This is a genomic window from Tardibacter chloracetimidivorans (assembly GCF_001890385.1).
GTDB classification, from domain to species: Bacteria; Pseudomonadota; Alphaproteobacteria; order Sphingomonadales; family Sphingomonadaceae; genus Tardibacter; species Tardibacter chloracetimidivorans.
In genome coordinates, this window is the sequence record NZ_CP018221.1 from 630521 (window position 1) to 655265 (window position 24745).

The following is a 24745-nucleotide window of genomic DNA, read 5'->3' on the forward strand; positions in this document are numbered from 1 at the left end:
CCGGCCGTGAAGACGCTGCGTCTCCTCATCACCTCCGCCGGGAGGCGCGCCGGGCTGGTGCAGTGCTTTCGCGCCGACGCCGCCGCGCTGGGGATCGAGCTGGAAGTCATCGCCTGCGACCTGGAGCCGGAACTGAGCGCCGCCTGCCATCTCGCCGACCGCCGCTTTGCCGTTCCCCCGGTGACAAGCGCCGACTATGTCGATGCGGTGCTGGAGATATGCCGCACATATGAGGTGGGGCTTGTCGTGCCGACGATCGACCCGGAGCTTCTGCCGCTTAGCTTGGCGCGCGGGCGTTTCGAGCAGATCGGCGCCAGCGTCGCGGTCAGTTCCCCTGAGCTGGTGGAGATTGCGCGCGACAAGCTGGAGACAGCCAGGTTTCTGGCCCGGCATGACATCCCTTCCCCCGCGACCGCTGCGGCGGAGGATGTGCGCGACAATCCCGACGCCTGGGATTGGCCCCTGATCGTGAAGGCGAGGAGCGGCAGCGCCAGCCGCGGCCTGCGACTGGTGAACGAGCCTTCCGACCTGCCGGACCTGACGACAAGCGAGCCGCTGGTCGCCCAGCAGCGCCTGACCGGCACGGAATATACGGTCAATGTCTATTTCGACGGCGACGGGCGGTTGCGAACCTCGGTTCCCCATGAGCGTATCAGGGTGCGCGCGGGCGAAGTCGAAAAAGGCGTGACCCGCCGATTGCCGCAGCTTCAAGACCTTGCGGAAAGGATTGCAGCCGCGCTTCCCGGCCCTCGCGGCGCGCTCTGCTTTCAGGCGATCGTCGACGACAATGGCGACGCCTCGGTGTTCGAGATCAACGCCCGCTTTGGCGGCGGATACCCGCTTGCCCATCGGGCCGGGGCGGCTTTCGGGCGCTGGCTGATGGAAGAACGCCTTCAATTGCCCAGCAGCGCGAATGACGACTGGCGCAACGGCGTGACGATGTTGCGCTATGACGCAGCGGTGTTCATCGATTCATGACAGCGCCCGTTGCATCCGTGGTCGTTCTCGATCTGGACGACACCTTATACCTGGAACGGGATTATGTGCGGAGCGGCTTCAAGTCCGTGGAGCAATGGCTGGCGCTGGAAAGGGCGGCGGCCGGATTTTCCGATACATGCTGGCGTCTGTTTGAAGGCGGCCACCGGGGCGACATTTTCGACCAGGGACTTCTGGAACTGGGGCTGGATAGCCGCGCGGAACTGGTCGCGCAGCTTGTCACTGTCTATCGGGAACACCACCCCGACATCGCCTTGCAGCCCGACGCCCGCCGCTTTCTTGAAGCATCGCGGCCGGGTCAGGCCATCGCGCTGCTCACCGACGGGCATCTGGTGTCGCAGCAACGAAAGATCGAGGCGCTCGGCATTGCCGCCTATGGCGTCAACCCGCTTGTGATCACCGGCCTGTGGGGGCGGGACTACTGGAAGCCGCACCGGCGGGGCTTTGAGACGATCATGGCGGAATATGGTCTTCCGCCATCGGCCTTCACCTATGTGGGCGACAATCCCGCCAAGGATTTTACAGCGCCCAGCGCCATGGGCTGGCGAACGGTCCAGATCACCAGACCCGGCGGCGTCCACAATGCTGTCGGGCCCGGAGTTCCCGATCTTGTCATTTCCAGCCTTGATGAGTTGCCGACCGAATGGCCTTGCGGACCCATGGAGGACACCACCCAACGCACTGCTGCAGGGGCGCCATGAACAATGCGGATCGCATTTATCATCGCGGCTCTGGGCGCTGGTGGCGCGGAAAGAGTCATAAGCCTTATCGCCAATGACTGGGCCACGAAGGGGTGGCAGGTGACGGTCATCGCCTTCGATGATCCGGCCGATCCCGTCTATCACCATTTCCACCCTTCGATCGAACTGGTCCGGCTGAACCTGTCGCCCGCGTCCGGACGGCGCCTGAGCGGCGTCTGGTTGAATCTCCAGCGCGTTTTCGCGCTACGACGGTCGCTGAAACGGCTCCGACCGGATGTCGCAGTCAGCTTTCTAACCAAGATCAACGTCCTTGCGCTGCTGGCAAGCCGTGGAATGACGCTCCCCGTCATCGTATCGGAACGGAACAATCCCCGTAGGCAGGCCGCGCATCCGCTTTGGGCGCAGATTCTCGCGAAGCTTTATCCGCGGGCCGACGCGATCGTGATGCAGACCCGCGACAGCCTGGAATGCCTGCCGCCATCGGCGCGGGCACGGGCGCACGTCATTCCCAATCCGGTAAGCGCCCCTGCCACCGCAGCTCCGGGCGACCGGCCGACCGTCATTGCCGGTGTGGGCCGCCTTATCCCCCAAAAGGGCTTCGATCTTCTCATCCGGGCATTCGCAACTGTCGCCGGACAGTTCCCCCAATGGAATTTGGTGATCTGGGGCGAAGGAGATGAACGGACGCGGCTTCAGGCGCTCACCGACGAGCACGGCCTTCAGGGACGAATAAGCCTGCCCGGCGTATCACCCACGCCCGGAAGCTGGATCGAAGAAACCGGAGTTTTCATCTTATCGTCGCGTTTTGAAGGATTTCCGAACGTTCTTGCAGAGGCTATGGCAGCAGGACTGCCGGTCATCGCCTTCGATTGCGCTTACGGACCCCACGATCTTATCATCCCTGGCCAAAACGGCATATTGGTTCCGCCGGAGGATGTCGCCCTGCTTGCCACCGCGATGACGGATCTTTTGAGCAGGCGCCAACTGCAGGCGCAGCTAGGATCGGCCGCAAAAATGGATACGCGGCGTTTCCTGCCGGACGAGATCATCGGCAGGTGGACCGCTCTGGTCGAGTTGTTTCAGGCTGGCACAGCGTCAACAAATCCAAATAAGCTCTGATACTTACCCAAGAGTCATTACAAAAGCATGTGGACGCGGGTATCGGCTTTCAATCTGTCGGACAGCTTTACACTCCCCTCCTAACGGGTACGGAAGCAAATCCCTTAAGTGGCCCTCCCATAAGAGCTAATTGAACAATCCCTCATCTGGCACGGCAAATGCATAGGAAGAACCATTGCCACAACGGGGCGGTTTATTTTCTATTGGTTTCGGCCACGTACAGGGGAAGGCTGAGTCATGTCCGAGGAAATTCGTGTATCCATCGTAGGACGCAATGAAATTGTGAGAGAAGGCCTGAAACGGATCCTCCTCGATCAATCTTTTATTGTCGAATGGGCCGTGGCGGAGAGCGAAACGCTCTCCCGATCGATCGACAGCTCAAATCCACCTGATCTGATCATCGTGGACGGGCACTCGGACAACAAGAATTACCACGTATGCCGTGATCTTCACAGCCAGTTTCCACAGTCGCACATCGTGTTGATGGCCGACGAGTTTCAGGTCGAAGATGTCGCCAACGCCTTTGGGGCCGGAGTCGACGGCTATCTTGTAAAGGCCATTTCGTGCGAGCCGCTCGGCAGCGCGCTCCGGCTGGTCGCCCATGGCGAGAAGGTCATCCCCTCGCAGATCGTCGAGGCGCTTGCCGATCCGGTCTGGCGCAACGGCGCAAGGGCGTTGGACACCGGCAAGCTCGATCTCAACCTGTCCGACCGGGAAATCGAAATTCTCAGGTGCCTTGTAACAGGCGACGCAAACAAGATCATCGCCCGCAGGCTCGACATCACGGAAGCGACCGTCAAGGTTCACATCAAGGCCATCCTCCGGAAATTGAGGGTTATGAACCGGACGCAGGCGGCCATCTGGGCGGTCACGCGCGGGCTGCATCAGGACGAGCCTGTCGCGACCGCGTCTATCCACAATCTCGCCGACCAGCCGCGCCCCCTGCTCCGCGCCGCCGGAGCCTGACGACCGGCCAGGCACTGTCGATATCGATGCCGGGGCGCTCGCATGGGCGCCCCGGCATCGTTTTCCTGATTCCCGTCTCCGGCGCCGCCCAGTGCGCCCCTTTGCATATACTCCTTGAGGAGTAGCCGCATGATCAGGCGGGAATTCTTCTACCTCCGGAGGCTAGTCGCATGCGCCGCCGACACCCATCATGCTCTCTGGCAATGGCCTGAAAGCTGCGCAACCATGCCCGGCTAGAGCCACAGAGGACCGCCCGCGCGGCACGCGCCGCAGAGCAGGCAAGCCAAGAGGAATACAATGTCGGACAGCCGCGCCAGGGTATTTTTCGTCGGGATTGAGATATGAACGCGCCAATCTTCATGACGGATCAGACGACATCGGATTCCGGGCCTCATGGCTCGCGCGTGATGGGGCCCTCCGAGCTTCTTCGGATATTGCGTCGGCGGCGTCTCATCATCTTCCTGACGATCGGCCTTATCGTGGGCCTGACCGCGCTCGTCCTGCAAACGGTGACTCCGCTTTACAGGTCGGAAGCCATCGTGATCGTGGAATCGCCCGAAGCCCCGGGCGATGACCCGGCCGCCACCGTCGCCAAGGCGCGTGAAAACGAGATCAGGGTCATCACCTTCCTGCAACTTCTCCAGTCGCGGGCAATGGCCGGGCGTGTCGTCCATGACCTCGCGCTGGTCGACGACCGCGAGTTCAATCCCGGCGCCGACCCCGACAAGCCTGCGATGGTGGAACCGAGCTTCTGGGAACGGCTGAAGAGCGTTTTCACCGGGTCGGACCCTGCGCCCGCAACCACGGCGGAACCGCCGCAGCCGATCGCCTCGACGCCTGAGACCTTGCGCGAGGCGGTGATCGACAGGCTAATCGACAATGTGTCGGTCGACCAGATCAACAAGTCGAACATGATCAAGGTGACCGCCTATTCGGTGAGCGCGGAAAAAGCCCAGCGAATCGCAAACAAGCTCGCGTCGGTGGCGATGCTTCACCAGATCGAGAAGCGGGAAAACGCCTCCGAGGAGACGGTCGCCTCTCTCACCAAGAGGGTAGCCGAGTTGCGCGAGCAGGTGCTTGAGGCCGATGAGCGCGTCGCCACCTACAGGAAGCGGCACGGCATCACCCAGGGCATGAGCGACCTGACCCAGATGGACCGGCTGGCCTCCGAACTGGCCGGAGCGCGCGCCACCAGGGCGGATGCGGAAGCCCGGTCGAGCACGATCGGAGCAGCCTCGTCCGCCGGGGCAGCCGCTTCTCCCCTGCTTGCCGACTTGCAGACGCAGGAGATCACGCTTCAGCGCAGGATCGCCGAACTCTCGGCCATGTACGGCCAGGGCCATCCGGACATGCAGAACGCAAAGGCGCAGCTTTCGCAGGTTCAGACCCGCATCTCCGAAGAGCTTTCCCGCGCGAGCATTGGCCTTCAGGCTGAAGCTGCTGCACGGCGAAGCCGGGAAGCGCAGCTTGCCGGCGAGATGGGCTCCCTGAAGGCGCGCGCGCTTCAGCAGGGCGTGGAAAATGTGGCGCTGATGGACCTGGAGCGCGACGCCGAGACCAATCGGACGCTCTACGTCTCTCTCCTCAGCCGCCTCAAGGAGCTGGAACGGCAGGACGACGTCGGCCAATCGGATGCGAACTTCATTTCGCGCGCCGCAGTGCCGCTGTCGCCCAGCTATCCCGCGACGAAGCGGATTCTGGCCGTTGCCCTGGTCGCAAGTCTGGTCCTGGCCGCGATCCTCGCGTTCATTGCCGAATCCATGGACGGCCGCATTCGGACCAGCGAGCAGATGGAATCGCTGACCGGCTTCCCCGCGCTCGCCATGGTTCCGGAAAAGCCTGAAAACTGGGGCGATCTGCCGCCCTATGTGGCCATCATCGAACGACCGTGTTCGGCCTTTTCCGAGGCGCTCAGATCCGTTCAGCAGGAACTGGCCGCCCGGGCGCGGGACAATGCGGCGCAGACGGTGGTCATCACCTCCCCACTGCCGGGCGAGGGCAAGACGACCCTGTCGATGAGCCTGGCCGCCGCTGCGGCCGCCACCGGAATCGAATCGGTCATCGTCGACCTCGATCTCCGCAGGCCGGGGCTGCAGAACATGTCGGAGCAGATCGCTGCCGGACCGGACCTTCTCGATTTCGTCGACGGGGATTGCGCGATCAACGAAATCCTCCGCTGGGATCCGCGCGTACCGAAGCTGGCGATGATCGGCGTGAAACGCGCCGCCAAGGACCCGGGCGCGACTTTGTCCTCTCCTCGCCTCCGCACGCTTCTGGAGGAATTGCGCCAGCGCTACAAATTCATCGTTCTGAATACCGCGCCGATTCTTCCCGTGCGCGACGCCAAGCTGCTCGCGGCGCAGGCGGACGAGGTGCTGATGATCGCGCACTGGGCGAAGACTCCACCCGACGCCGTCAGGTCCGCCACCCGCATTTTGGGGCGCACCCTGACGGGCGCTATCCTCAATAGGGTCGACTACAAGAAGCACGCCGGGCTGGTTTATGGCGACGCCATTCAGCACTATGCGAAATATTCGCAATATTATGGAGAAACAGCGCCGGAGGACGCCGAGACGACCAGCGAGCCGGCCGCGCCCGCATGGCGTCAACTGCTCTCCGGCCTTATCCGCAAGGCGGCTTGAGCGTGGCGGAGATCATCCCGCTTCTGGAGACGCGCCGTGCGCAGCGCGGCTGGAGCGACGGGCACGACAATGTGTCGCGCATCGTGCCCAAGCGGGTATCGGCCAGGCCCAGCCGCTCCGATACGGCGGATGCGGCGCTTCAGGGCTTTCGGATTCTGGTGATTGATCCGCAGCCGCTCACCCGCAATTGCCTGATCGCCGCGATGCGCGATATCGCGAACCTCGTCGACATAACCGCCGTGGAAGGCGCGGAGGAAGCCGCCAGGCTGACCAATAGCGGGGCGCTGTTCGACGTCGCCATACACAATCTCGATCACAGCGCGCCCGATCCCGGCAGCCTGATGCAGGCGGTATCACCGGTGCTTTCGGCAATTGAGGACATACCGCTGATCGTCCTTGCCGCCAGCACCGAAACCTCGTTCCTGACAACTGCGATGAAGCTGGGCGTCAGCGCCTATCTCACCAGCGACACGCCGCTTGCCACGATGCTGGACGCAATCCGCCTCCTGTCGTCCGGCTGGATGATCTACCCTGCCTTCAAGCAGGAGGAGACGCCCCACGGCGGCCATCTTATCGCTCCCAGGGAGAATGGCGCCTCGCCGAGGCTGACCCCGCGGCAGGAACAGGTCCTCAAGTGCCTGGCGACCGGAATGCCCAACAAGACCATCGCCTTCCAGCTCAAGATGAGCGAAAGCACGGTGAAAGCGCACATCAAGGAAATCATGCAGCGGCTGGGTGCAGCCAACCGCACGCAGGTCGTCGCCCTGATGGGCAGGAACGACTAGGGGTCGGACATTTATGATCCGCTACGGGAAATCACGCTGGCGGTCGGTCGTGAGCGCCGCCGGCCAGTGGCGCGGCGATGAGCCGCTGCGCACCCGGCTGGTCAACATCGCTCACCTGATGTCGGGAAATCTGGCAAGCGGGCTGATCAGCCTTGCCGCCATCGCCCTGACCGCGCGGGCGCTGGGTCCGGCGAGCTACGGCATTCTGGCGCTCGCCATCGCCTATGTCCGCGTTGTCGAACGCCTCGTCACCTTTCAGAGCTGGCAACCGCTCATCAAATATGGCGCGGAGGTCACCGATCCCGAACACGCAGCGGATTTCAAGTCGCTGCTGAAATTCGGTCTTCTCCTCGATGTTGCAGGGGCGGTCGCCGCATGGGTGATCGCAACGGCGCTCGCCCTCCTGGCCAGCCCGCTGTTCGGTTGGGACAACCAGGTGATGACGCTGGTCGCCATCTACTGCACCGTGCTTCTGTTCAACATAAGCGGCACGCCAACCGCGATCCTGCGCCTCTATGGCCGGTATCATGCGGCAGCCTATGGCCCCATTGGAAATGCGCTGTTGCGCGTCGGGCTATGCTACCTCGGCATCCGCAACGGGGCCGGGCTCGACTATTTCGTGTTCGTCTGGATGGCGACCCAGATCCTCGGATCGCTCACCTTCCTCGGATTCGGCATACGTGCCCTCCGCGCCAACGGCATCAGGGGGGTTCTCGCCGCGCCGATCAAGGGCGTGACCCAACGCTTCCACGGCCTCTGGAGCTTTGCCTGGCAGAGCAATCTGTCGCTCACCCTGCGTTCCAGCGCGCAGCAGCTCGATACGCTGCTGGTGGGTGCGCTCGCCGATCCGGCGTCGGCGGGCTTCTATCATATCGCCAAGCAGGTCGGGCGCATGGCGCAGCAGATCGGCGTGCATGTGCAGGCGGTCCTGTACCCCGATGTGGCAAGGCTGTGGGCGGCGGGCGCAATCCAGGAGTTTCGCCGCGCCATATTGCAGGTCGAGGTGATGCTCGCCGCCTTTGGGATAGCAGTCGTCCTGCTCCTGCTGGCTGCGGCAAAGCCGATTCTGCTCTACACCGCCGGGCCTGCCTTCCTTGGCGCCGCGCCGCTCATGATCGTCCAGGGCATTGCCGTGGCGGCGATGCTGCTCAGCTTTCCGGCCCGCTCCGCCCTGCTCGCCATGGGTCATCAGCGGCAGGTGCTGAACGTGGCGATGGTTTCCACGGTCGCTTTCCACTGCGCGGCGCTGGCGCTGATCCCGCTCATCGGCGCAATGGGGGCGAATATCGCGCATATCCTGCTGGGTTTTGTCTGGCTGGTGATGCTGGGTACGCTATTGCGGCGGGAACTGAGCCACGCACCGCTCGCAGGCGCGCCTACCCCCTCCGTATAGTCCGATTGGCGAGATCGCACCGGCCGTAATCCGTTTTGGATCAGGCGCTACCCGTCCGCCCATTATCGCCCGCCTCCCCGCAATGTCAGAGTCCGCCGGGTTCAGGAGTAGCTATGACGTCAACTGTTCTGACGGTCCGGAAAACGCTGATGGGAGCCATTTCGCGCCTGCTGTCGCTGCAACCCGGCTCCGCCCTGCGAAACACCGCCGTCGGCGCGATCGCCGTCATGGCCATCGGGCTCTTCGGCCGCGTGCTGTCCTACCCCGTTCAGGATGACGAGAATATCCATATCGCCACGGCGCTTCTGCTGTCGGATCACCACATCTACCGCGACCTCGGGTTCGTTCATCTGCCCAACCTGCCGCTGATGCTGAACGCCGTCTTCTCGCTCAGCGGAACCGATCATTATGTGCTCGCCGGACGGCTGCTCGTCTGCCTTGCCTGGGTAGGAGCCGCCGCAGCGCTGGGACTGATCGCCTGGCAGAAAACGAAGAGCCCCGCGGTGGTCGCGACGGCCATCATCCTGCTGATGACGAACACGTTGCTGCTGGGCCCGGCGGGAATGCTCGTCACCAACAACCTGCTTCCGATCACGGTCTCGCTGTTCGGACTCTATTTCTTCATCAGGGGCATGGAAGAATATCGCGGCCGCCCCTGGCTGTTCTTCCTTTCGGGCCTGTGCATTTCGGTGGCGATCGGGCTGAAGGTCAACAACATCTTTCTTGTGCCGCCGTTCGCCGCCGCCGCGTTTCTCGCTCCGGCCGGACAGCCATTTGGCGCCCGGTTGAAACATGCGGTGCTTCCGATGATCGCCGGCGGCTTGGTCGGCGGGCTCCCCGCGCTCTATTATCTGGCTCAGGATCCGGATGGCTTTCTGGCGCACACCTTGCGCTACTTCACCTACGCTCATCACGACTATTGGCAGACGCTGGACGAGCCGAAGGTCATGGGCATGGCGGGCAAGTTGCAGATCGCCGAACAGATGTGGCTGGGCGGCGCGACGCTGCTCGCCGCATGCCTCGCACTCTACCAGTTCTTCGTGCCGCTCTCGTCGCGGGAAAGGCCTGAGGGGCATGTGGCGGCGGGCTGGCTGTTCTGGCTTACGATCGGCCTCATCGCGCTTGGCGCGGCCGTGTCCTTCATTCCGACACCCGCCTTTTCGCAATATTTCACGCCGCCTGTCGCCTTTGTGATCGTCCTCGTCATCGTCACCCATGCGGGGCTCGACGAGCGCGAACGCCGCCTCGCCTTGCCGTTGATGGCGGCCGTTGTCGCACTGTCGATGGTGGCGGGCGCCTCCCGCCTGGTTCCGGGCATTCCCGCCTTCTTCATGCCGCACAAGTGGACCGGCATAGTCGTGCACGACAACGCGCGCGCGGCGTTGGGTCAAATCGGCGGCACGGCTGCGCCCAGGGTGGCGACGCTCTGGCCGATATATGCGCTGGAAGGCGGCGGGACGATCTATCCCGAATTCGCCGCCGGGCCGTTCGTCTATCGTATCGCGGACCACATACCGGCGGCCGACCGGCGTCACTTCCGGACGACCTCCGCCTCCCGGCTTCCCGCCTTCCTCGACGCGGATCCTCCGCAAGCGATCATCGTGAAAAACAACGGCCGCTCCGACGGGGAGCTTCGCGATTACGCCATCGCCAATGGTTATCGGCCGGTGCCTCTCGACCGGTCGGGCGAACTCAGCGTCCTTGTCCGGCCAGATTCGGGGAAGAAGTGATGTCGCCGTGTCAACTCGCCGTTCTGGCTAACACTCTTTTGCGTCCCGCCGTCACCGATGGGCATGGCGCGCCAAATTGCCCACCGCGCTTACCTCTCCTGCGCTCCGCCGTTTCGACGGCCCGGATGTATAACCGGAGACAGCTTTCGATGACGTTGCGTCAATGGGGGAGCCGTATATGAAAACAGTGCTTCTTGCAGGCGGCCTTGGTTCCAGACTGGCCGAGGAAACGGTCCGTATTCCAAAGCCCATGGTGGAGGTGGCGGGCCGCCCCATCATGATGCACGTCATGGATATCTACAGCCATTGGGGCCACCATGATTTCATCGTGGCGTGCGGCTATAAATGCCTGCTCATAAAAAGCTTTTTTCAAGACCTCCACCTGATGAACAATGATTTCACGGTGGCCCTGAAAAGCGGCGGCATGACGCTGCGCCCGACAGGCAAGATCGATTGGAACGTGTCGGTCGTGGATACCGGCCAGACGACCATGACCGGCGGCCGCCTGCTGAGGCTGCGCGACTGGCTGGACAATGAGACCTTCATGGTCACCTATTCGGACGGCGTCGGCAACATAGACATCGATGCGCTGCTGGATTTCCACCGCGCGCACGGAAAGCTTGCCACCGTAACGGCGGTTCAGCCTCCCGCGCGGTTCGGCAATCTGGAGCTTGAGGGCGACCAGGTCGTCGAGTTCACCGAAAAGGTGCAGAAGCAGGAAACCTGGATCAACGGCGGCTTCTTCGTGTTCGAGCCGGGCGTGCTGGATTATCTGCCGGGCGATTCCGAACCGCTTGAGCAATCCCCGCTGATCAACCTTGCGCGGGACGGCGAACTTTTTGCCTACAAGCACAACGGTTTCTGGCACCCGATGGACACCGTCCGCGACCGGGACCACCTTGACCGGCTGGCGAGCGAGGGCACCCCGCCCTGGATGGAGTTTTCGCGCGAACCGCGGCTCCTCAAGGCGGAATCGCCGGCCATGCTCCATGTCTGATCGACGGGAATCCGTGGATTTCGGCAATGCCTTTGCAGGCAGGCGGGTGCTGGTCACCGGCCATACCGGCTTCAAGGGCGGTTGGCTGTCGCTGTGGCTTCAGCGGCTTGGGGCGCATGTCACAGGAGTCGCGCTTCCGCCGCCGCCCGGCCCGTCCATCTTTGAATCCACCGGGGTCGCCCAGTCGGTCGATCATCGCATCGGCGACATCCGCTCCCCGGACTCCTTTGCAAGCGCCGTAAAGGGGGTAGAGCCGGAGCTGCTCATCCATATGGCGGCGCAGTCGCTCGTTCGCCCCTCCTATGAGGAGCCGGTCGACACCTTCCTGACCAATGTCACCGGCACTGCCGTCGTGCTGGACGCCGCCCGCCGCATGCCGTCGCTGAAGGCGATCGTCGTCGTCACGAGCGACAAATGCTATGAAAATCACGAATGGCCGTGGCCCTATCGCGAGACCGACGCATTGGGCGGCGCAGATCCCTACAGCGCGTCCAAAGGCTGCACGGAAATCGTCGCGAATTCGTTCCGGCGCTCCTATTTCAACGCGCCCGGTGCGCCGCTGCTGGCGACAGCCAGGGCGGGCAATGTGTTCGGCGGGGGCGACTGGGCGGTGGACCGGCTTGTGCCGGACATCGTCCGGGCGATCATGGCCGGGACGCCCGTCGACATCCGCAACCCGGGCAGCGTCAGGCCGTGGCAGCATGTGCTGGAACCACTGTCGGGCTATTTGACACTTGCCGCCCGCCTGCTTGGAGACAATGGCGCGTCCTTTGCCGACGCCTGGAACTTCGGGCCGGAGCCGCAAGCCTTTCTGAACGTGGAAACGCTGGCGCGCACGCTTTGCGACGCCTGGGGCGCAGGTGCGCCGCCGCTGCGGCTGGGCGTGGGAGGCGGTCCGCACGAGGCGGGCATGCTGACGCTCGACAGCAGCAAGGCGCACGCCGCGCTGGGCTGGCGTCCGCGACTGTCTTCGGATGAGGCGATACGGCTGACCGCCCAATGGTATCGCGCCCATGCGAATGGCGACACCAATCTTCGCGCGCTGAGCCTGGCTCAGATCGATGCCTATTCAGGCGGCGCGCCCCTTGCTGAACCGGAGCTCAAGATATGCGCGTGAATTATGGCCAGACTGTCCATGGCGAGGAAGAAATCGCCGCCGTTGTGGACGTGCTGCGCACCTCCACACAGATGGGCGCCCGCGTCCGGAAAATGGAATCGCACGTCGCGGCCCTTTTCGACAAGAAATATGGCGTGATGGTCAATTCGGGTTCGTCGGCCAATTACCTGGCCGTTGAACTTCTGAACCTGCCGGCAGGCAGCGAGGTGATAACCCCCGCCCTCACCTTTGCGACGACCGTCGCTCCGATCGCGCGCCAGAAGCTGGTCCCCGCCTTCGTCGATGCGGCCGAAGGCACCTACAACATCGACGTCGATCAGATCGAGGCGATGATCACGCCCGCAACCCGCGCGATGATGATCCCGTCGCTGATCGGGAACCTGCCCGATTGGGACCGTATCCGCGCCATCGCCGACAAGCACGGGCTGCTGGTGGTGGAAGACAGCGCCGACACGCTTGGCGCGACGCTTCGCGGCACAAGCACCGGCACCCGGTCGCACATCAGCACCACCAGCTTCTACGGATCGCACGTCATCAACGCCGCGGGCAACGGTGGCATGATCTGCATCAACGATGACGAGCTTGGCCGCCGCGCGCTGCTGCTCCGCTCCTGGGGCCGCACCTCTTCGCTCTTCGTGCAGTCCGAAAGCATCGAGACACGCTTCAACGTGGAGCTGGACGGCATCCCCTATGACGCCAAGTTCCTGTTCGAAGAACTCGGCTACAATCTGGAACCGTCCGAGATCGGGGCCGCCTTCGGCCTTGTCCAGCTCGACAAGCTCGACCGGAACATCGCCGCGCGGGAGCATAACTTCAAGCGTCAGCTCGATTTCTTCTCACGCTATGAGGAGTGGTTCATCCTGCCTCGGCAGATGCCGGAATCGCGCACTGGCTGGCTCGCCTTTCCGCTGACGATCCGCCCCGATGCGCCGTTCACGCGCACGCAGATGCAGATCTGGTTCGAGGAGCGCGATGTTCAGACGCGACCCGTCTTCACGGGCAACATCCTGCGCCAGCCGGCCATGAAGAGCGTGCCTTCGCGCACGGCGGAAGGCGGCTATCCGGTGGCCGATGCGGTGATGCGGGGCGGCATCTTGCTGGCCTGCCACCACGGCCTCGACGACGCGCAGATCGATTTCATGCACCAGACCTTCGAGGATTTCGTCGCGAGCATGGCGACATCGCGAGCAGCAGTCGCCTGAACATGCCCAGCCAGAACGGGAAAGCCCAACCGATGACCACACTCTCTCAGTGCCGCGCCTGCCTCGCGCCCGATCCCTATCTGTTTCTGCCGATGGGCGATCACCCGCCGGCGCAGGCATTCATCCGGTCTGGCGACGTCGCCAAGGATCAGCCGGCCTTCCCGCTCAACACGCAGGTCTGCCTTGAATGCGGACTGATCCAGGTCGCCGACCAGATCCCCGCCGATTATTTCCGTCACTATCTCTATGTGCCCTCGGGCGCCGCCACCATGCACACCCATTTCCGGGGGCTGGCAGAGGTGGTGACCGAAAAGGCGAACGGCGGTCTGGTCATCGACATCGGCTGCAATGACGGGCTGATGCTGATGGCGGCGAACGGCATGGGCGCGCGGACGCTGGGGATCGACCCCGCCGCTAACATCGTCGAGATCGCGAACGAGCGCGGAGTCGATGTGCACGTCGCCTATTTCAACCCAGCGACCGCCGCCGAAGTGCTGGAAAAGCACGAAGCGCCGAAGGTAATCTGCTCGACCAACACCTTCAACCATATCGGCGACCTGCATGATTTCATGAAGGGCGTGGACATTCTGCTTGCCGATGACGGCACCTTCATACTCGAACTGCCCTGGGCCAAGGACCTGATCGAAAAGAACGAGTTCGACACTGTCTATCAGGAGCATCTGTCGGAGTTCAGCCTGCTGTCGCTTGCAAGGCTCGGGGCCTTCTTCGACATGCACGTCGTCGATGTCACGCGGCTTGGCGTGCATGGCGGATCGATGCGGATATTCCTGCGCCGCAAGGCGATGAACGACACGCCCGCGCCTGTCGTCCAGGAAATGCTGGACGAGGAACTGGCGTCCGGCATGCTGGACAAGGAAAGCTATGACGCCTTCACCCGGCGGGTGGACGATGTCGGCACGGAATTGCGCCAGATGCTGAAGGAGATGAAGGCGAAGGGGCTGAAGATCGCGGGTTATGGCGCGCCGGCCAAGGGCAACACCCTGCTCAACTATTTCGGCATCGGTCCCAGCGAGCTTGATTTCCTGGTCGACCGTAACCCGCTGAAGCACGATCTCTATTCGCCGGGCATGAAAATCCCGGTGCGCGGAACCGACGCGATCACTTCTGAAAAGCCTGATGTGCTTCTCGTGCTCGCCTGGAACTTCTTCGACGAGATCAAGGACCAGCAGGCGGATTTCCTGGCGGCGGGCGGGCAGTTTCTGGTGCCCTTGCCCCAGCCGACGCTGGTGAACTGAGGCAGTCCGACAGGGCGTTAGGGTCAGGACTCATCAAGCACATGGCCGAGCGTGTAGTCATCACAGGTGGCGCGGGTTTCATCGGGTCCCATCTTGCGCGGCGCTGCGTGGCCGAGGGGCTGGACGTGCATCTGATCGTGCGTCCGTCGTCCTCGCTTCACCGGCTGGCCGGCGAGATCGACCGCCTGACCGTCCACACGGCCGATCTTGGCGACGAGCCCCGGTTGCGGGCGTTGCTCGCCCGGATCGCGCCCGATCGCGTCTTCCACCTTGCCGCGCGGACCCGTGGCGCGGACGCGGCCGACACTCTGGCGGATGCGCGGAACCTGCTGCTCCTGCTGCAATTGCTGGCCGAACAGGACCGGCCGCCAAGTGTGGTCGTCCGGACAGGCTCGATCGCGGAATATGGCACGGGGCCGCTTCCCTATCGCGAAGACCAGCATGAGGAGCCGGAGACGCCCTATGCCGTCGCCCATGTGATCGGCACGGAACAGCTCCGCAGATTGGCGTCCATGCTGACCTTCCCCGTCGTCACGGTGCGGCTGGCGCTCGTCTATGGGCCGGGACAGTCCGAGGACTTCCTGATACCGGCGATGATCCGCCGCTGCCTTGAAGGCCAGCCCCTCACCGTCCGCCATCCCGACGACCGGCGCGACCTGCTCCACATCGACGATGCAGTGGAGGGGCTGATGCAGCTTTCAGAGGCGAAGCTGATGGGACACACCGTCGTCAACCTTGCCACCGGCGTGGCCCCCAGCATGCGCGAGGCGGCGAAACTGGTCCTCGCGGCCACGGGCGCCGATCCCGCGCTCGTGACGCTTTCCGATACACAACCCGGCCGTACCCCGTCCGAACTGCGCGCTGCGCCCGATCTCGCGCAGTCGCTGGTCGGCTGGAAGGCAGCCCTCAACCTGGCCGACGGGATCGAAAAGACCGTGTCGGCGATGCGCAGCCATGATCGGATCGCAGCATGAGACATGGCGTCGACAATGATCGGACCAAGGTCTCGATCCTCATTCCCTGCTTCAACGAAGAGGCGAATGTCGGGAGCGTCTATGCCGCCGTCACCGGCGTGTTCCGCACCCTTCCCGACTATGATTACGAGATCATCTTCACCGACAATCATTCGACCGACCGCACCTTCGCGCTGCTGAGGGACATGGCGGCGCGGGACCCGAAGGTGCATGTCATCCGCTTTTCGCGCAACTGCGGCTATCAGCGCTCGCTGCTCACCGCCTACAAGGCGGCGACGGGCGATTGCTCGATCCAGCTCGATTGCGACCTGCAGGACCCGCCGGAGCTTATCCCGCAGATGCTCGATCTCTGGCGGCAGGGCCATCAGGTCGTCTATGGCATCCGCCGTTCCACCGACGAAGGCGCGGTGACGAGCTGGAGCAGGCGCGCCTTCTACCGGCTGATCGCGTCGATGAGCGAGGACGATCTTCCATTGAATGCGGGTGAGTTCCGCCTGGTGGATGCGTGCATCCTCGCCCAGCTTCGGACGGTGAACGACACCTCCCCCTATATGCGCGGCCTCATCAGCTCGATGGGCTTTTCGCAGATCGGCTTCGAATATGATCGCCGGGCACGGGTGGCGGGCAAGAGCAAATTCCCCTTCGAGGCGATGCTGGGGCTGGCGGTCGACGGCGTGCTCAACCACTCGCTGGTCCCGCTCAGGATCGCATCGGCGGTGGGCCTGCTCGTCGGCAGCTTCACCTTCGTCCTGATGTTCGTCTATCTCGCGGGACGGCTGATCTTCGGCCAGGACTGGCCCGCCGGTTTTGCGACCACAACGCTGCTGCTCTTGATGTCGATCTCCATGAACGCGCTCTTCATGGGCGTGCTGGGCGAATATCTGGGCCGCATCTTCATGCAATCGAAGCAACGCCCGACCCCCATCATCGAAGTAACCCTCAACATGCCGCACAAACAGCCGTCACAGCTCTCGCTCACGGCCGCAGAATGACGACGCCCCTATCCAGTCCGCCCGGCGGAGAACGCATCGCCGTCATCGGCCTGGGCTATGTCGGCCTGCCGCTTGCCGTTGCGCTCGCCCGGCGGTTCGACTGCATCGGCATCGACATCGACAGCAACCGGATCGCCGAACTGAAGGCGGGACACGACCGCACAAGGGAAGTGACGCCGGACACGCTGGCCGACAGCGGCCTCCGCCTCAGCGAATGCATTGAGGACGCCCAGGACACGGACATCTTCATCGTCACCGTTCCGACGCCCGTCGACAGCGCGAACCAGCCGGACCTGCGGCCGGTGCTGGGGGCGACCCGCGCCATCGCCGCTATCCTGAAACGAAACGCCGGGACGATCCTGGTCTATGAAAGCACCGTCTATCCGGGCGTCACCGAGGATGTGTGCGGGCCTGAACTTGAGCGGCTTTCCGGGCTGAAGCGCGGCGTCGATTTCTTCCTGGGCTATTCGCCGGAGCGGATAAACCCCGGCGACCGCGAGCATACGGTGGACCGGATCACAAAGGTGATCGCGGGGGAAAACGCAGAAGTCACCGAGAGGCTCGCCACCATCTATGGCGCGGTCACCAGTGGCGGCGTTTTCCGGGCCGCATCGATCAAGACGGCGGAGGCCGCCAAGGTGATCGAGAATGCGCAGCGCGACATCAACATCGCCTTCATGAACGAGATCGCGCAGATCTTCGGCAAGATCGGCCTGTCGGTGCATGACGTGCTGGACGCGGCCAACACGAAGTGGAATTTCCTGCGCTTTGCGCCGGGCCTGGTCGGCGGGCACTGCATCGGCGTCGATCCCTATTATCTGAGCTACAAGGCGCAGCAGCTCGGCATGTTGCCGCGCGTGGTGCTGGCGGGACGATCGATCAACGACGGCATGTCCAACTATCTGGCGGACGAGGTTCACTCCCGCCTGGGCAAGGCCGGCCGCGTGCTGATGCTGGGCCTCACCTTCAAGGAGGACGTGCCCGACCTGCGGAACTCCAAGGTTGTGAACGTCATAGAACGGCTGAAGTGGATCGGCCATGAAGTGACGATCCACGATCCGCTGGCCGATCCGCAAGAGGCGGCGCATGAATATGGCCTTCACGTCGACGCTGCGGCGCTCGACAGGCGATATGACGCGGTGATTGCAGCCGTGCCGCACGCCCGCTATCGCGGGTGGAACGGCGAGGACATCGCGCGCATAGTGGAAAGCGGCGGGTTGGTTGCCGATATCAAGGGGATATGGCGGGACGTCGAGTTGCCGCCCGATCTCCGCCGTTGGCAGCTTTGATCCAACCGCAGAAAAGGGAATTGCTTGAATGGCCGTGCTTGTTACCGGAGCCGCAGGGTTCATCGGCTTCCATACGTCGCTGAGACTGCTGGAACGGGGCGAAGAGGTGATCGGGATCGATAACCTCAACGCCTATTACCCCGTGTCGCTGAAGCAGGCCCGCCTTGCCGAGATCGAGCGCCGCCATCCGGGCGCGTTCGAGTTTATCCATCTGGATTTCGCCGACATGGCCGCGCTGACGGAAACGCTCAAGGGCCGCCCGATCGACCGGATCGTGCATCTGGGCGCGCAGGCGGGCGTGCGCTATTCGATCGAGAACCCCCATGCCTATGTGCAATCCAACCTGGTCGGCCATGTGAACATGCTGGAGTTCGCCCGGCATTCAGACCGGTGCGCCCATATGGTCTATGCCTCCTCCTCGTCCGTCTACGGCTCCAACAAGCAGATGCCGTTTTCGGTGGAGGACCGGGTCGATCATCCCATCTCGCTCTACGCCGCCACGAAAAAGGCGGACGAACTGATGAGCGAGACCTACGCCCATCTTTACCGGCTGCCGCTCACGGGCCTTCGCTTTTTCACCGTTTACGGGCCGTGGGGGCGTCCGGACATGGCGATGTGGCTGTTCACCGACGCCATATTGAAAAACCAGCCGATCAAGGTGTTCAACCACGGCAACATGCGGCGCGATTTCACCTTCATCGACGACATCGTGTCCGGCGTGGTCGCCTGCCTGGACAACCCGTCCCCGGATGACGGAGCCGTGAAGGCGGGCGGGTCGGTTTCTCCCCACCGGGTCTACAACATCGGCAACAACCGGCCCGAAGAACTGATGCACATGATCGACGTGCTCGAGGAGGCCGTGGGCAAAAAGGCCGTTCGGGATTTTCAGCCGTTACAGGCGGGCGACGTCCCCGAAACCTACGCCAATATCGACGCGATCAGCAGCGATCTCGGCTTTGCTCCGACGACGTCGATCGAAGCGGGCATTCCGCGCTTCGTCGACTGGTTCAAGGCTTATCACCAGTTGGAGATGGCCTGATTATTTCGCCCCCAGCAGGAGTGTGATGTTGGACGCATTATACCCGCTGCCCTCCCCGCCGGCGTGAAGCACGCGGTGAAGCGTCGGGCGCAAACCGAATTGGCGGGCGGCCAGTCCGGGTATCACCAGAAGCTCGCCGGAGTTCAACTCCACGCCATGCCACCAGCGGCCGTCGAACAGCTGGGTCAGAATCGTGTCGCGCTCACCGCTCAGCGCGCTGAAATAGCGGCCGTCATAATGCGGCTTGCCGATGATGCTTTCCCCTTCGGCCACCGCATGCTTGCGATCCGCCTTGTGGAAAAGGCCGTTCAGCTTCATGACGGCGGGCCTCAGCCAGGGCGATAGGCATAAAAGCGCGAAGATGTCGGCAAGGCCTTGCGCCGCAAACGGTCCGCGCGCCATCTCCCGGTAGCGGTCAAGCCGGTAGCCGAGCTGCGACCAGCGCCCCGACGCACTTTCCACCAGATCGCAAAGCCGGCCTATATCGCTAAAGGAATGCTGATATTTGAGGCGCTGGACGACCGCCTTGAAGGGTGTCGGCACCTTGCCCGGCGCGACCAGGCCTGAAAACAGATCGGTCACGATCCGCCAGCAGATATCGAGCGCGGCCGGGTCCGGCGTAAAGGAAGCGGCGCCCTGGCCGAGCACGGGAGGAAAGCAGCGCAGACCGCCGGTCGCGGGGTCCGGCTCCAGTTCCAGCTTGCGGCCGATATAGCCGATCCGCCCCGGCGAGAAGTGCATGACATCGCCCGTGCAGTTCAGCCCGCCATCGGAATAAAGATTCCGCGCCATGTCGACCACCGGCGCTTCCCACGGCAGCCGCTCTTCCCCCGCATTTGCCGCCCTCATGCGGGGCAGCAACATTTCCCAGGCCTTCTGGATGCGCGGGTCGCCTTTGATCACGACCCCGATGGCGCCCTCGCGAAAAAGCGCGCCCAGCCGGCCTGCCGCAAGCTGGCTTGCGTCAAGGTGCATGATCTTCTCTGCTGCGGCCTGCTGAAGCGCCACGGATGGTTCCGGTCACGATTGGTTGCCAAATTCACAATCCACGCGCGCGCATGGACGTAAAGCCTGGCATTGGGGCTAATCCGGTTGCTCCGACGCATCGGGCAGGTACGGGGCACTTGTGTGCGCCACCGCTTTGCTGCAACGAAACGCCATGACCGACCCGATACCTGCGGCAACCGTAATCATCGTTCGCGACCAGCCCAACGGCTATGAAGTGCTGATGGTGGAACGGCATGCCCAGCTGGCGTTCGCCGGCGGCGCAGCAGTCTTCCCCGGCGGCCGCATAGACGAGGACGATCACCTGATAGCCGCCTCGGCCCCGATCGGCGAAGCCTCGGCCGGCCTGGAGAGGCTCGACGCAGCCGCCCGTATCGCGGCGATGAGGGAAAGCCTGGAAGAAACTGGCATTGCCATAGGTGTCGACGGGCTGCCACTGCATCGCTGGGCGGACTGGAGGGCTGCGCTGCATTCCGGAAAGCCGTTTTCAGAAATGCTGATGGCCGAAGGGTTGCGCCTGAACCTGGGCAGCCTGACGCCGTTCGCCCGCTGGCTGCCGCCGTCCAGAAGGCTGAGCCGGATTTTCGACACCCGATTCTACATTGCCAGGGCGCCAGAGGATGCGCCCATGCCCTTCCTTCCTGATGGCAGGGAGACGACCCGCATCTTCTGGACCCGACCGCAGGATATGCTTGAGTCCGCCGGCCAGGGCGCGGCGCAGATCATCTTTCCGACCCGACGAAATCTGGAACGGCTTGCAGTGCATGCCGACTATGCAGCGCTGGAGGCGCATGCCCGCTCGATCACTGTCAGGACCATCCAGCCACGAACCGAAGAAGCGGAAGGCCGGCGCTGGCTCGTCATACCCGACGATCAGGGATATCCCCTCACCCGCGAACCGCTCGACAGCGCCGAGCGGGAGTAGCAGCTGGCGCTTAGCGCCTCGTCCAGACGCCGGGAAAAACATCCTCGCCCGGATAGGCGACCAGAACATCCGAGCCCGGCTTCAGAGAGATTTCCGCCTTCTCATCGACGACCCACGCCTCTCCGGCCTTGATGGGCTGACCTGCCAGGGAACCGCCGCCGACGAGCGGCACGACCCACACGGGCTTGTCGGGCGGCGGTTGCAGTTCGCCCGCGCCTTCCATCTTCCAGCGTTCCAGCACGAACTTGGGACCATCGCACAGGATCGTTCTTCCGTCCCCGATCTCCCGCGGCACATGCGGCGTGACATAGGGCACCGGATCGGACACGGCGATGCCGTCGTCGAGATGAAGTTCGCGGGGGCGGCCATAGTCCCAAAGCCGGTAGGTGAGGTCTACATTCTGCTGTATCTCGACAAGGGTAAGCCCTTCACCAATGGCATGGACGGTCCCGGCGGGTGAGTAGAACACGTCACCGGCCTTGACCGATTTCCAGAACATCACATCCTCTATCGTGCCGTTGAGGGCGGCCTCCCGCAATTCCTCACGGGTCATCACGCGGCGCGTACCGATGGCGATGGTCGCGCCCGGATCGGCCTCCAGCACGACCCATGCCTCGTCCTTGCCGCGCGGATAGCCCCGCGCCTTAGCGCCCTCATCGTCGGGATGAACCTGAATGGACAGATTTTCGCTGGTGAACAGATATTTGACGAGCAGTTCCGGCTCGCTTCCGTCGGGCATCTGAAACCAGATTTCCCCAACCGGCTCGCCGCAGTTCATCACGTCATCGAAAGCGGGCCACAAGGTCCGGCGGCCCCAGGGCTTTTCCACCCTTTTGGTGATGAGTTTCACGACAGCCATTTCGCCCCTCCTCGCATCCCACAGGCACAACGCCGAGAGCGCCGGAGGTATCCCGCCCTGAAAAGGGCGGGAGACTGTCAGGCGTTCACGCCGGTTCGCACTTCTCCACCCATTCAGGGTAGAACACCGGCTCGCGGATAGACCAACCCGGCGCGGTTGCAACCGCCTCCGGAATGGTTTCGAGCAGAGCCTTGCGCCGCGTCGGATCAAGCGACGGCAACATCGCCGCCGAAGCGAACGCGCCGGGCAGCCACGGCCTGACCCGCGCGCCGAGCAGCCGTTCGTAGAGAAAGCGATAGGAGGAAAAGCTCGGCAACCGCCCCTGCCCCAGGTCAAAGCCGCTGAGCGCGATCAACGGGCCGTAAAAGGGCATCAGGTCGCCCAGGTCGGGGCCGTCCGGAATGATCGGCCGGATTTCGTCGAGCAGGTCGTAGACCGCAGCCTGTGCGCGAATGGCGGCCGCTTCCACCATATCGCGGGACCAGAGCTGGATTGCGTCCGCGCGATGCAATCCGATGTCGAGCGAGCGCCGGACATAGCGCTGCGTGGCCGCCGGAAAGCCTGCGAACTCCTGCATTTCCTTCAGGGTCGCCGCGCCGTCATTGCGTCTGTGAATGCTGCCCATATCCCCGCGTCTCCATAGTCCCGAAGGAACATTAGGACACAAAGCCTTGATGGGTGCTTAACCATCCACGGGCCTCGCTCCATTACGGAATGATGACGCCAATCATGTTGCGCCGCAATAAAATAATCGGACGGGGGCCTGGTGGAACGGCGCGGGTCTACCGGGCGCGATTCGCAACCAGGCTGTCGACGACCGACGGGTCGGCCAGCGTGGTGGTGTCACCCAAATTGCTGGTGTCGCCTTCCGCTATTTTCCGGAGGATTCGCCGCATGATCTTGCCGGAGCGGGTCTTGGGCAGGCCCGGCGAGAACTGGATCGTATCGGGCGTCGCGATCGGCCCGATCTCCGTTCGCACCCATTTCACCAGTTCCGATCGCAGGTCGTCGGACGGCTCCTCACCCGCGTTGAGCGTGACATAGGCGTAGATGCCCTGCCCCTTGATGTCGTGCGGGAAACCGACGACAGCCGCCTCGGCAACCTTCGCGTGAGCGACCAGCGCCGATTCGACTTCCGCCGTGCCCATGCGGTGACCGGACACGTTGATAACATCGTCGACGCGCCCGGTGATCCAGAAATAGCCGTCCGCATCGCGGCGGCAGCCGTCGCCGGTGAAATACTTGCCCTTGTAGGTCGAGAAATAGGTCTGGAAGAACCGCGCGTGATCGCCCCAGACAGTCCGCATTTGCCCCGGCCATGAGCGGGTTACAACCAGATTGCCCTCAGTCGCGCCTTCCAGCACCTTGCCATCGGCATCGACAATTTCGAGCGCCACTCCGAAGAAGGGCTTGGTCGCAGAGCCGGGCTTCAGGTCGGTCGCACCGGGGAACGGCGCGATCATGGCCGCGCCCGTCTCGGTCTGCCACCAGGTGTCGATGATCGGGCAACGGCCCTCGCCCGGCACGCGATGATACCAGAGCCACGCTTCGGGATTGATCGGTTCTCCGACCGTGCCGAGAAGCCTCAGCGACTTGCGGCTGGTGGAGGTGACGGGTCCGTCCCCTTCCCGCATCAGCGAGCGCAGCACCGTGGGCGCGGTGTAGAGGATGTTCACCTGGTGGCGGTCGACCACTTCCCAGATGCGCGAGGGTGTCGGCCAGTTCGGCACGCCCTCGTACATCAGCGTGGTCGCGCCATTGGCGAGCGGCCCATAGACGATGTAGCTGTGCCCCGTGACCCAGCCGACATCGGCCGCGCACCAATAGATTTCGCCCCGCCGGTAATCGAACAGCAGTTCGTGCGTCAGCGACGCCCAGACGAGATAGCCGCCGGTTGTATGGAGAACGCCCTTGGGCTTGCCGGTGGAGCCGGACGTATAAAGGATGAACAGCGGGTCTTCCGCGCCCATCGGCTCCGGCGGGCAATCGGCGCTGACCCCGGCTGCCGCCTCATGATACCAGAAATCGCGCCCGGCCGTCATGGCCACCTCGCCGCCGGTGTGGCGCACCACGACCACCTTTTTGACCGAGGGGCAGCTTTCGACAGCGACATCGACATTGGCCTTGAGCGCAACCTTGCGGCCGCCCCGCAGGCCTTCATCGGCGGTGATGATGATGTTGGAATCGCAGTCCTGCACGCGCCCGGCGATGCTGTCGGGTGAAAACCCGCCGAACACGACGGAATGGATCGCGCCGATCCGCGTGCAGGCGAGCATGGCGAACGCCGCCTCTGGGATCATCGGCAGATAGATGGTGATCCGGTCGCCCTTCTTCGCCCCGGCCGCCTTCAGCACATTGGCGAAGCGACAGACCTCGGCGTGAAGCTCGCGATAGCTGATCCGCCGCGGTTCCGCCTTGGGGTCATCCGGCTCCCAGATGATGGCAATGTCGTCGCCCCGGCTTTCCAGATGCCGGTCAAGGCAGTTGGCGCTGACGTTCAGCACCCCGTCCTCGAACCATTTTATGCCGAAGTCCGCCTCGTCGAAGGACCAGTTCGATACCTTGGTGAATGGCTTGATCCAGTCGATCCGCCGGCCGTGTTCCAGCCAGAAGGCGTCGGGAGCGCCAAGCGACTGCCGATACATTTCGGCATAACGCGCCGTATCCACCTTCGCACGCGCGGCCCATTCGGCCGGAACTGGAATCACCGTCTCGGCACTCACCAAAGTCTCTCCTTTATCCTTATCCGGGTTCGAGT

General features: G+C 63.4%; 21 protein-coding genes. 17 read left to right on the plus strand and 4 right to left on the minus strand.

Going from position 1 to position 24745, the window contains the following annotated elements; all coding sequences use genetic code 11:
* Positions 1–6: 6 nt before the first annotated feature.
* From BSL82_RS03150 to BSL82_RS03225, 16 genes are all read left to right on the plus strand, one after another.
* Complete coding sequence (locus BSL82_RS03150; RefSeq protein WP_072598571.1) at positions 7–978, plus strand: ATP-grasp domain-containing protein; 972 nt, start codon at positions 7–9, stop codon at positions 976–978.
* Positions 975–1697 (plus strand): HAD family hydrolase, encoded by a 723-nt coding sequence (locus BSL82_RS03155; RefSeq protein WP_072595993.1) that lies wholly within the window; start codon positions 975–977, stop codon positions 1695–1697. Before BSL82_RS03150 ends, BSL82_RS03155 begins: the two co-directional genes overlap by 4 nt.
* Before the next feature lie 3 nt (positions 1698–1700).
* Entirely contained in the window at positions 1701–2816 is a 1116-nt protein-coding gene (locus BSL82_RS03160; protein ID WP_072595994.1) for a glycosyltransferase family 4 protein, read from the plus strand.
* A 237-nt stretch (positions 2817–3053) separates the two neighbouring features.
* Positions 3054–3782, plus strand: a complete 729-nt coding sequence (locus tag BSL82_RS03165) for a LuxR C-terminal-related transcriptional regulator (RefSeq protein ID WP_072595995.1) — start codon at positions 3054–3056, stop codon at positions 3780–3782.
* A 341-nt stretch (positions 3783–4123) separates the two neighbouring features.
* Positions 4124–6424 carry a GumC family protein gene (locus BSL82_RS03170; RefSeq protein WP_072595996.1) on the plus strand — a complete coding sequence of 767 codons (2301 nt, stop codon included), beginning with the start codon at positions 4124–4126 and terminating at the stop codon, positions 6422–6424.
* A gap of 2 nt (positions 6425–6426) precedes the next feature.
* Positions 6427–7209: a response regulator transcription factor gene (locus tag BSL82_RS03175; protein WP_072595997.1), complete on the plus strand. Its 783-nt coding sequence runs from the start codon at positions 6427–6429 to the stop codon at positions 7207–7209.
* 13 nt (positions 7210–7222) lie between these two features.
* Positions 7223–8602, plus strand: coding sequence for a lipopolysaccharide biosynthesis protein (locus BSL82_RS03180; RefSeq protein ID WP_083579012.1), 1380 nt, complete (start codon positions 7223–7225; stop codon positions 8600–8602).
* Positions 8603–8715: 113 nt separating this feature from the next.
* On the plus strand, positions 8716–10332 hold the full coding sequence (locus BSL82_RS03185) for a glycosyltransferase family 39 protein (protein ID WP_158010646.1): 1617 nt from the start codon (positions 8716–8718) through the stop codon (positions 10330–10332).
* A 178-nt stretch (positions 10333–10510) separates the two neighbouring features.
* A complete protein-coding gene (gene rfbF / locus BSL82_RS03190) occupies positions 10511–11329 on the plus strand; it encodes a glucose-1-phosphate cytidylyltransferase (RefSeq protein ID WP_072595999.1) in 819 nt (272 codons plus the stop codon).
* A complete protein-coding gene (gene rfbG / locus BSL82_RS03195; RefSeq protein ID WP_072596000.1) occupies positions 11322–12446 on the plus strand; it encodes a CDP-glucose 4,6-dehydratase in 1125 nt (374 codons plus the stop codon). The genes rfbF and rfbG overlap by 8 nt, the downstream gene beginning before the upstream one ends.
* On the plus strand, positions 12437–13648 hold the full coding sequence (locus BSL82_RS03200) for a DegT/DnrJ/EryC1/StrS family aminotransferase (RefSeq protein ID WP_072596001.1): 1212 nt from the start codon (positions 12437–12439) through the stop codon (positions 13646–13648). The genes rfbG and BSL82_RS03200 overlap by 10 nt, the downstream gene beginning before the upstream one ends.
* A 32-nt stretch (positions 13649–13680) precedes the next feature.
* Entirely contained in the window at positions 13681–14904 is a 1224-nt protein-coding gene (locus tag BSL82_RS03205) for a class I SAM-dependent methyltransferase (protein WP_072596002.1), read from the plus strand.
* A gap of 41 nt (positions 14905–14945) precedes the next feature.
* On the plus strand, positions 14946–15878 hold the full coding sequence (locus BSL82_RS03210; protein ID WP_072596003.1) for an NAD-dependent epimerase/dehydratase family protein: 933 nt from the start codon (positions 14946–14948) through the stop codon (positions 15876–15878).
* Positions 15875–16870, plus strand: coding sequence for a glycosyltransferase family 2 protein (locus tag BSL82_RS03215; RefSeq protein WP_072596004.1), 996 nt, complete (start codon positions 15875–15877; stop codon positions 16868–16870). Before BSL82_RS03210 ends, BSL82_RS03215 begins: the two co-directional genes overlap by 4 nt.
* A complete protein-coding gene (locus tag BSL82_RS03220) occupies positions 16867–18159 on the plus strand; it encodes a nucleotide sugar dehydrogenase (protein ID WP_072596005.1) in 1293 nt (430 codons plus the stop codon). Before BSL82_RS03215 ends, BSL82_RS03220 begins: the two co-directional genes overlap by 4 nt.
* A gap of 28 nt (positions 18160–18187) precedes the next feature.
* Positions 18188–19198: a GDP-mannose 4,6-dehydratase gene (locus BSL82_RS03225; protein WP_072596006.1), complete on the plus strand. Its 1011-nt coding sequence runs from the start codon at positions 18188–18190 to the stop codon at positions 19196–19198.
* Here BSL82_RS03225 and BSL82_RS03230 read toward each other — a convergent pair whose 3' ends face one another.
* On the minus strand, positions 19199–20206 hold the full coding sequence (locus tag BSL82_RS03230; RefSeq protein ID WP_072596007.1) for a hypothetical protein: 1008 nt from the start codon (positions 20204–20206) through the stop codon (positions 19199–19201).
* A 151-nt stretch (positions 20207–20357) separates the two neighbouring features.
* Here BSL82_RS03230 and BSL82_RS03235 point away from each other — a divergent pair, with 151 nt between their 5' ends.
* Positions 20358–21128 carry an NUDIX hydrolase gene (locus BSL82_RS03235; protein WP_072596008.1) on the plus strand — a complete coding sequence of 257 codons (771 nt, stop codon included), beginning with the start codon at positions 20358–20360 and terminating at the stop codon, positions 21126–21128.
* A gap of 10 nt (positions 21129–21138) precedes the next feature.
* Here BSL82_RS03235 and BSL82_RS03240 read toward each other — a convergent pair whose 3' ends face one another.
* The 3 genes from BSL82_RS03240 to acs form a co-directional block, all read right to left on the minus strand.
* Positions 21139–21987, minus strand: a complete 849-nt coding sequence (locus BSL82_RS03240; protein WP_072596009.1) for a class I mannose-6-phosphate isomerase — start codon at positions 21985–21987, stop codon at positions 21139–21141.
* Between the two features lie 85 nt (positions 21988–22072).
* Positions 22073–22612, minus strand: a complete 540-nt coding sequence (locus BSL82_RS03245) for a hypothetical protein (RefSeq protein WP_072596010.1) — start codon at positions 22610–22612, stop codon at positions 22073–22075.
* A 157-nt stretch (positions 22613–22769) separates the two neighbouring features.
* Positions 22770–24710 (minus strand): acetate--CoA ligase, encoded by a 1941-nt coding sequence (gene acs / locus BSL82_RS03250; RefSeq protein ID WP_072596011.1) that lies wholly within the window; start codon positions 24708–24710, stop codon positions 22770–22772.
* Positions 24711–24745: the final 35 nt, after the last annotated feature.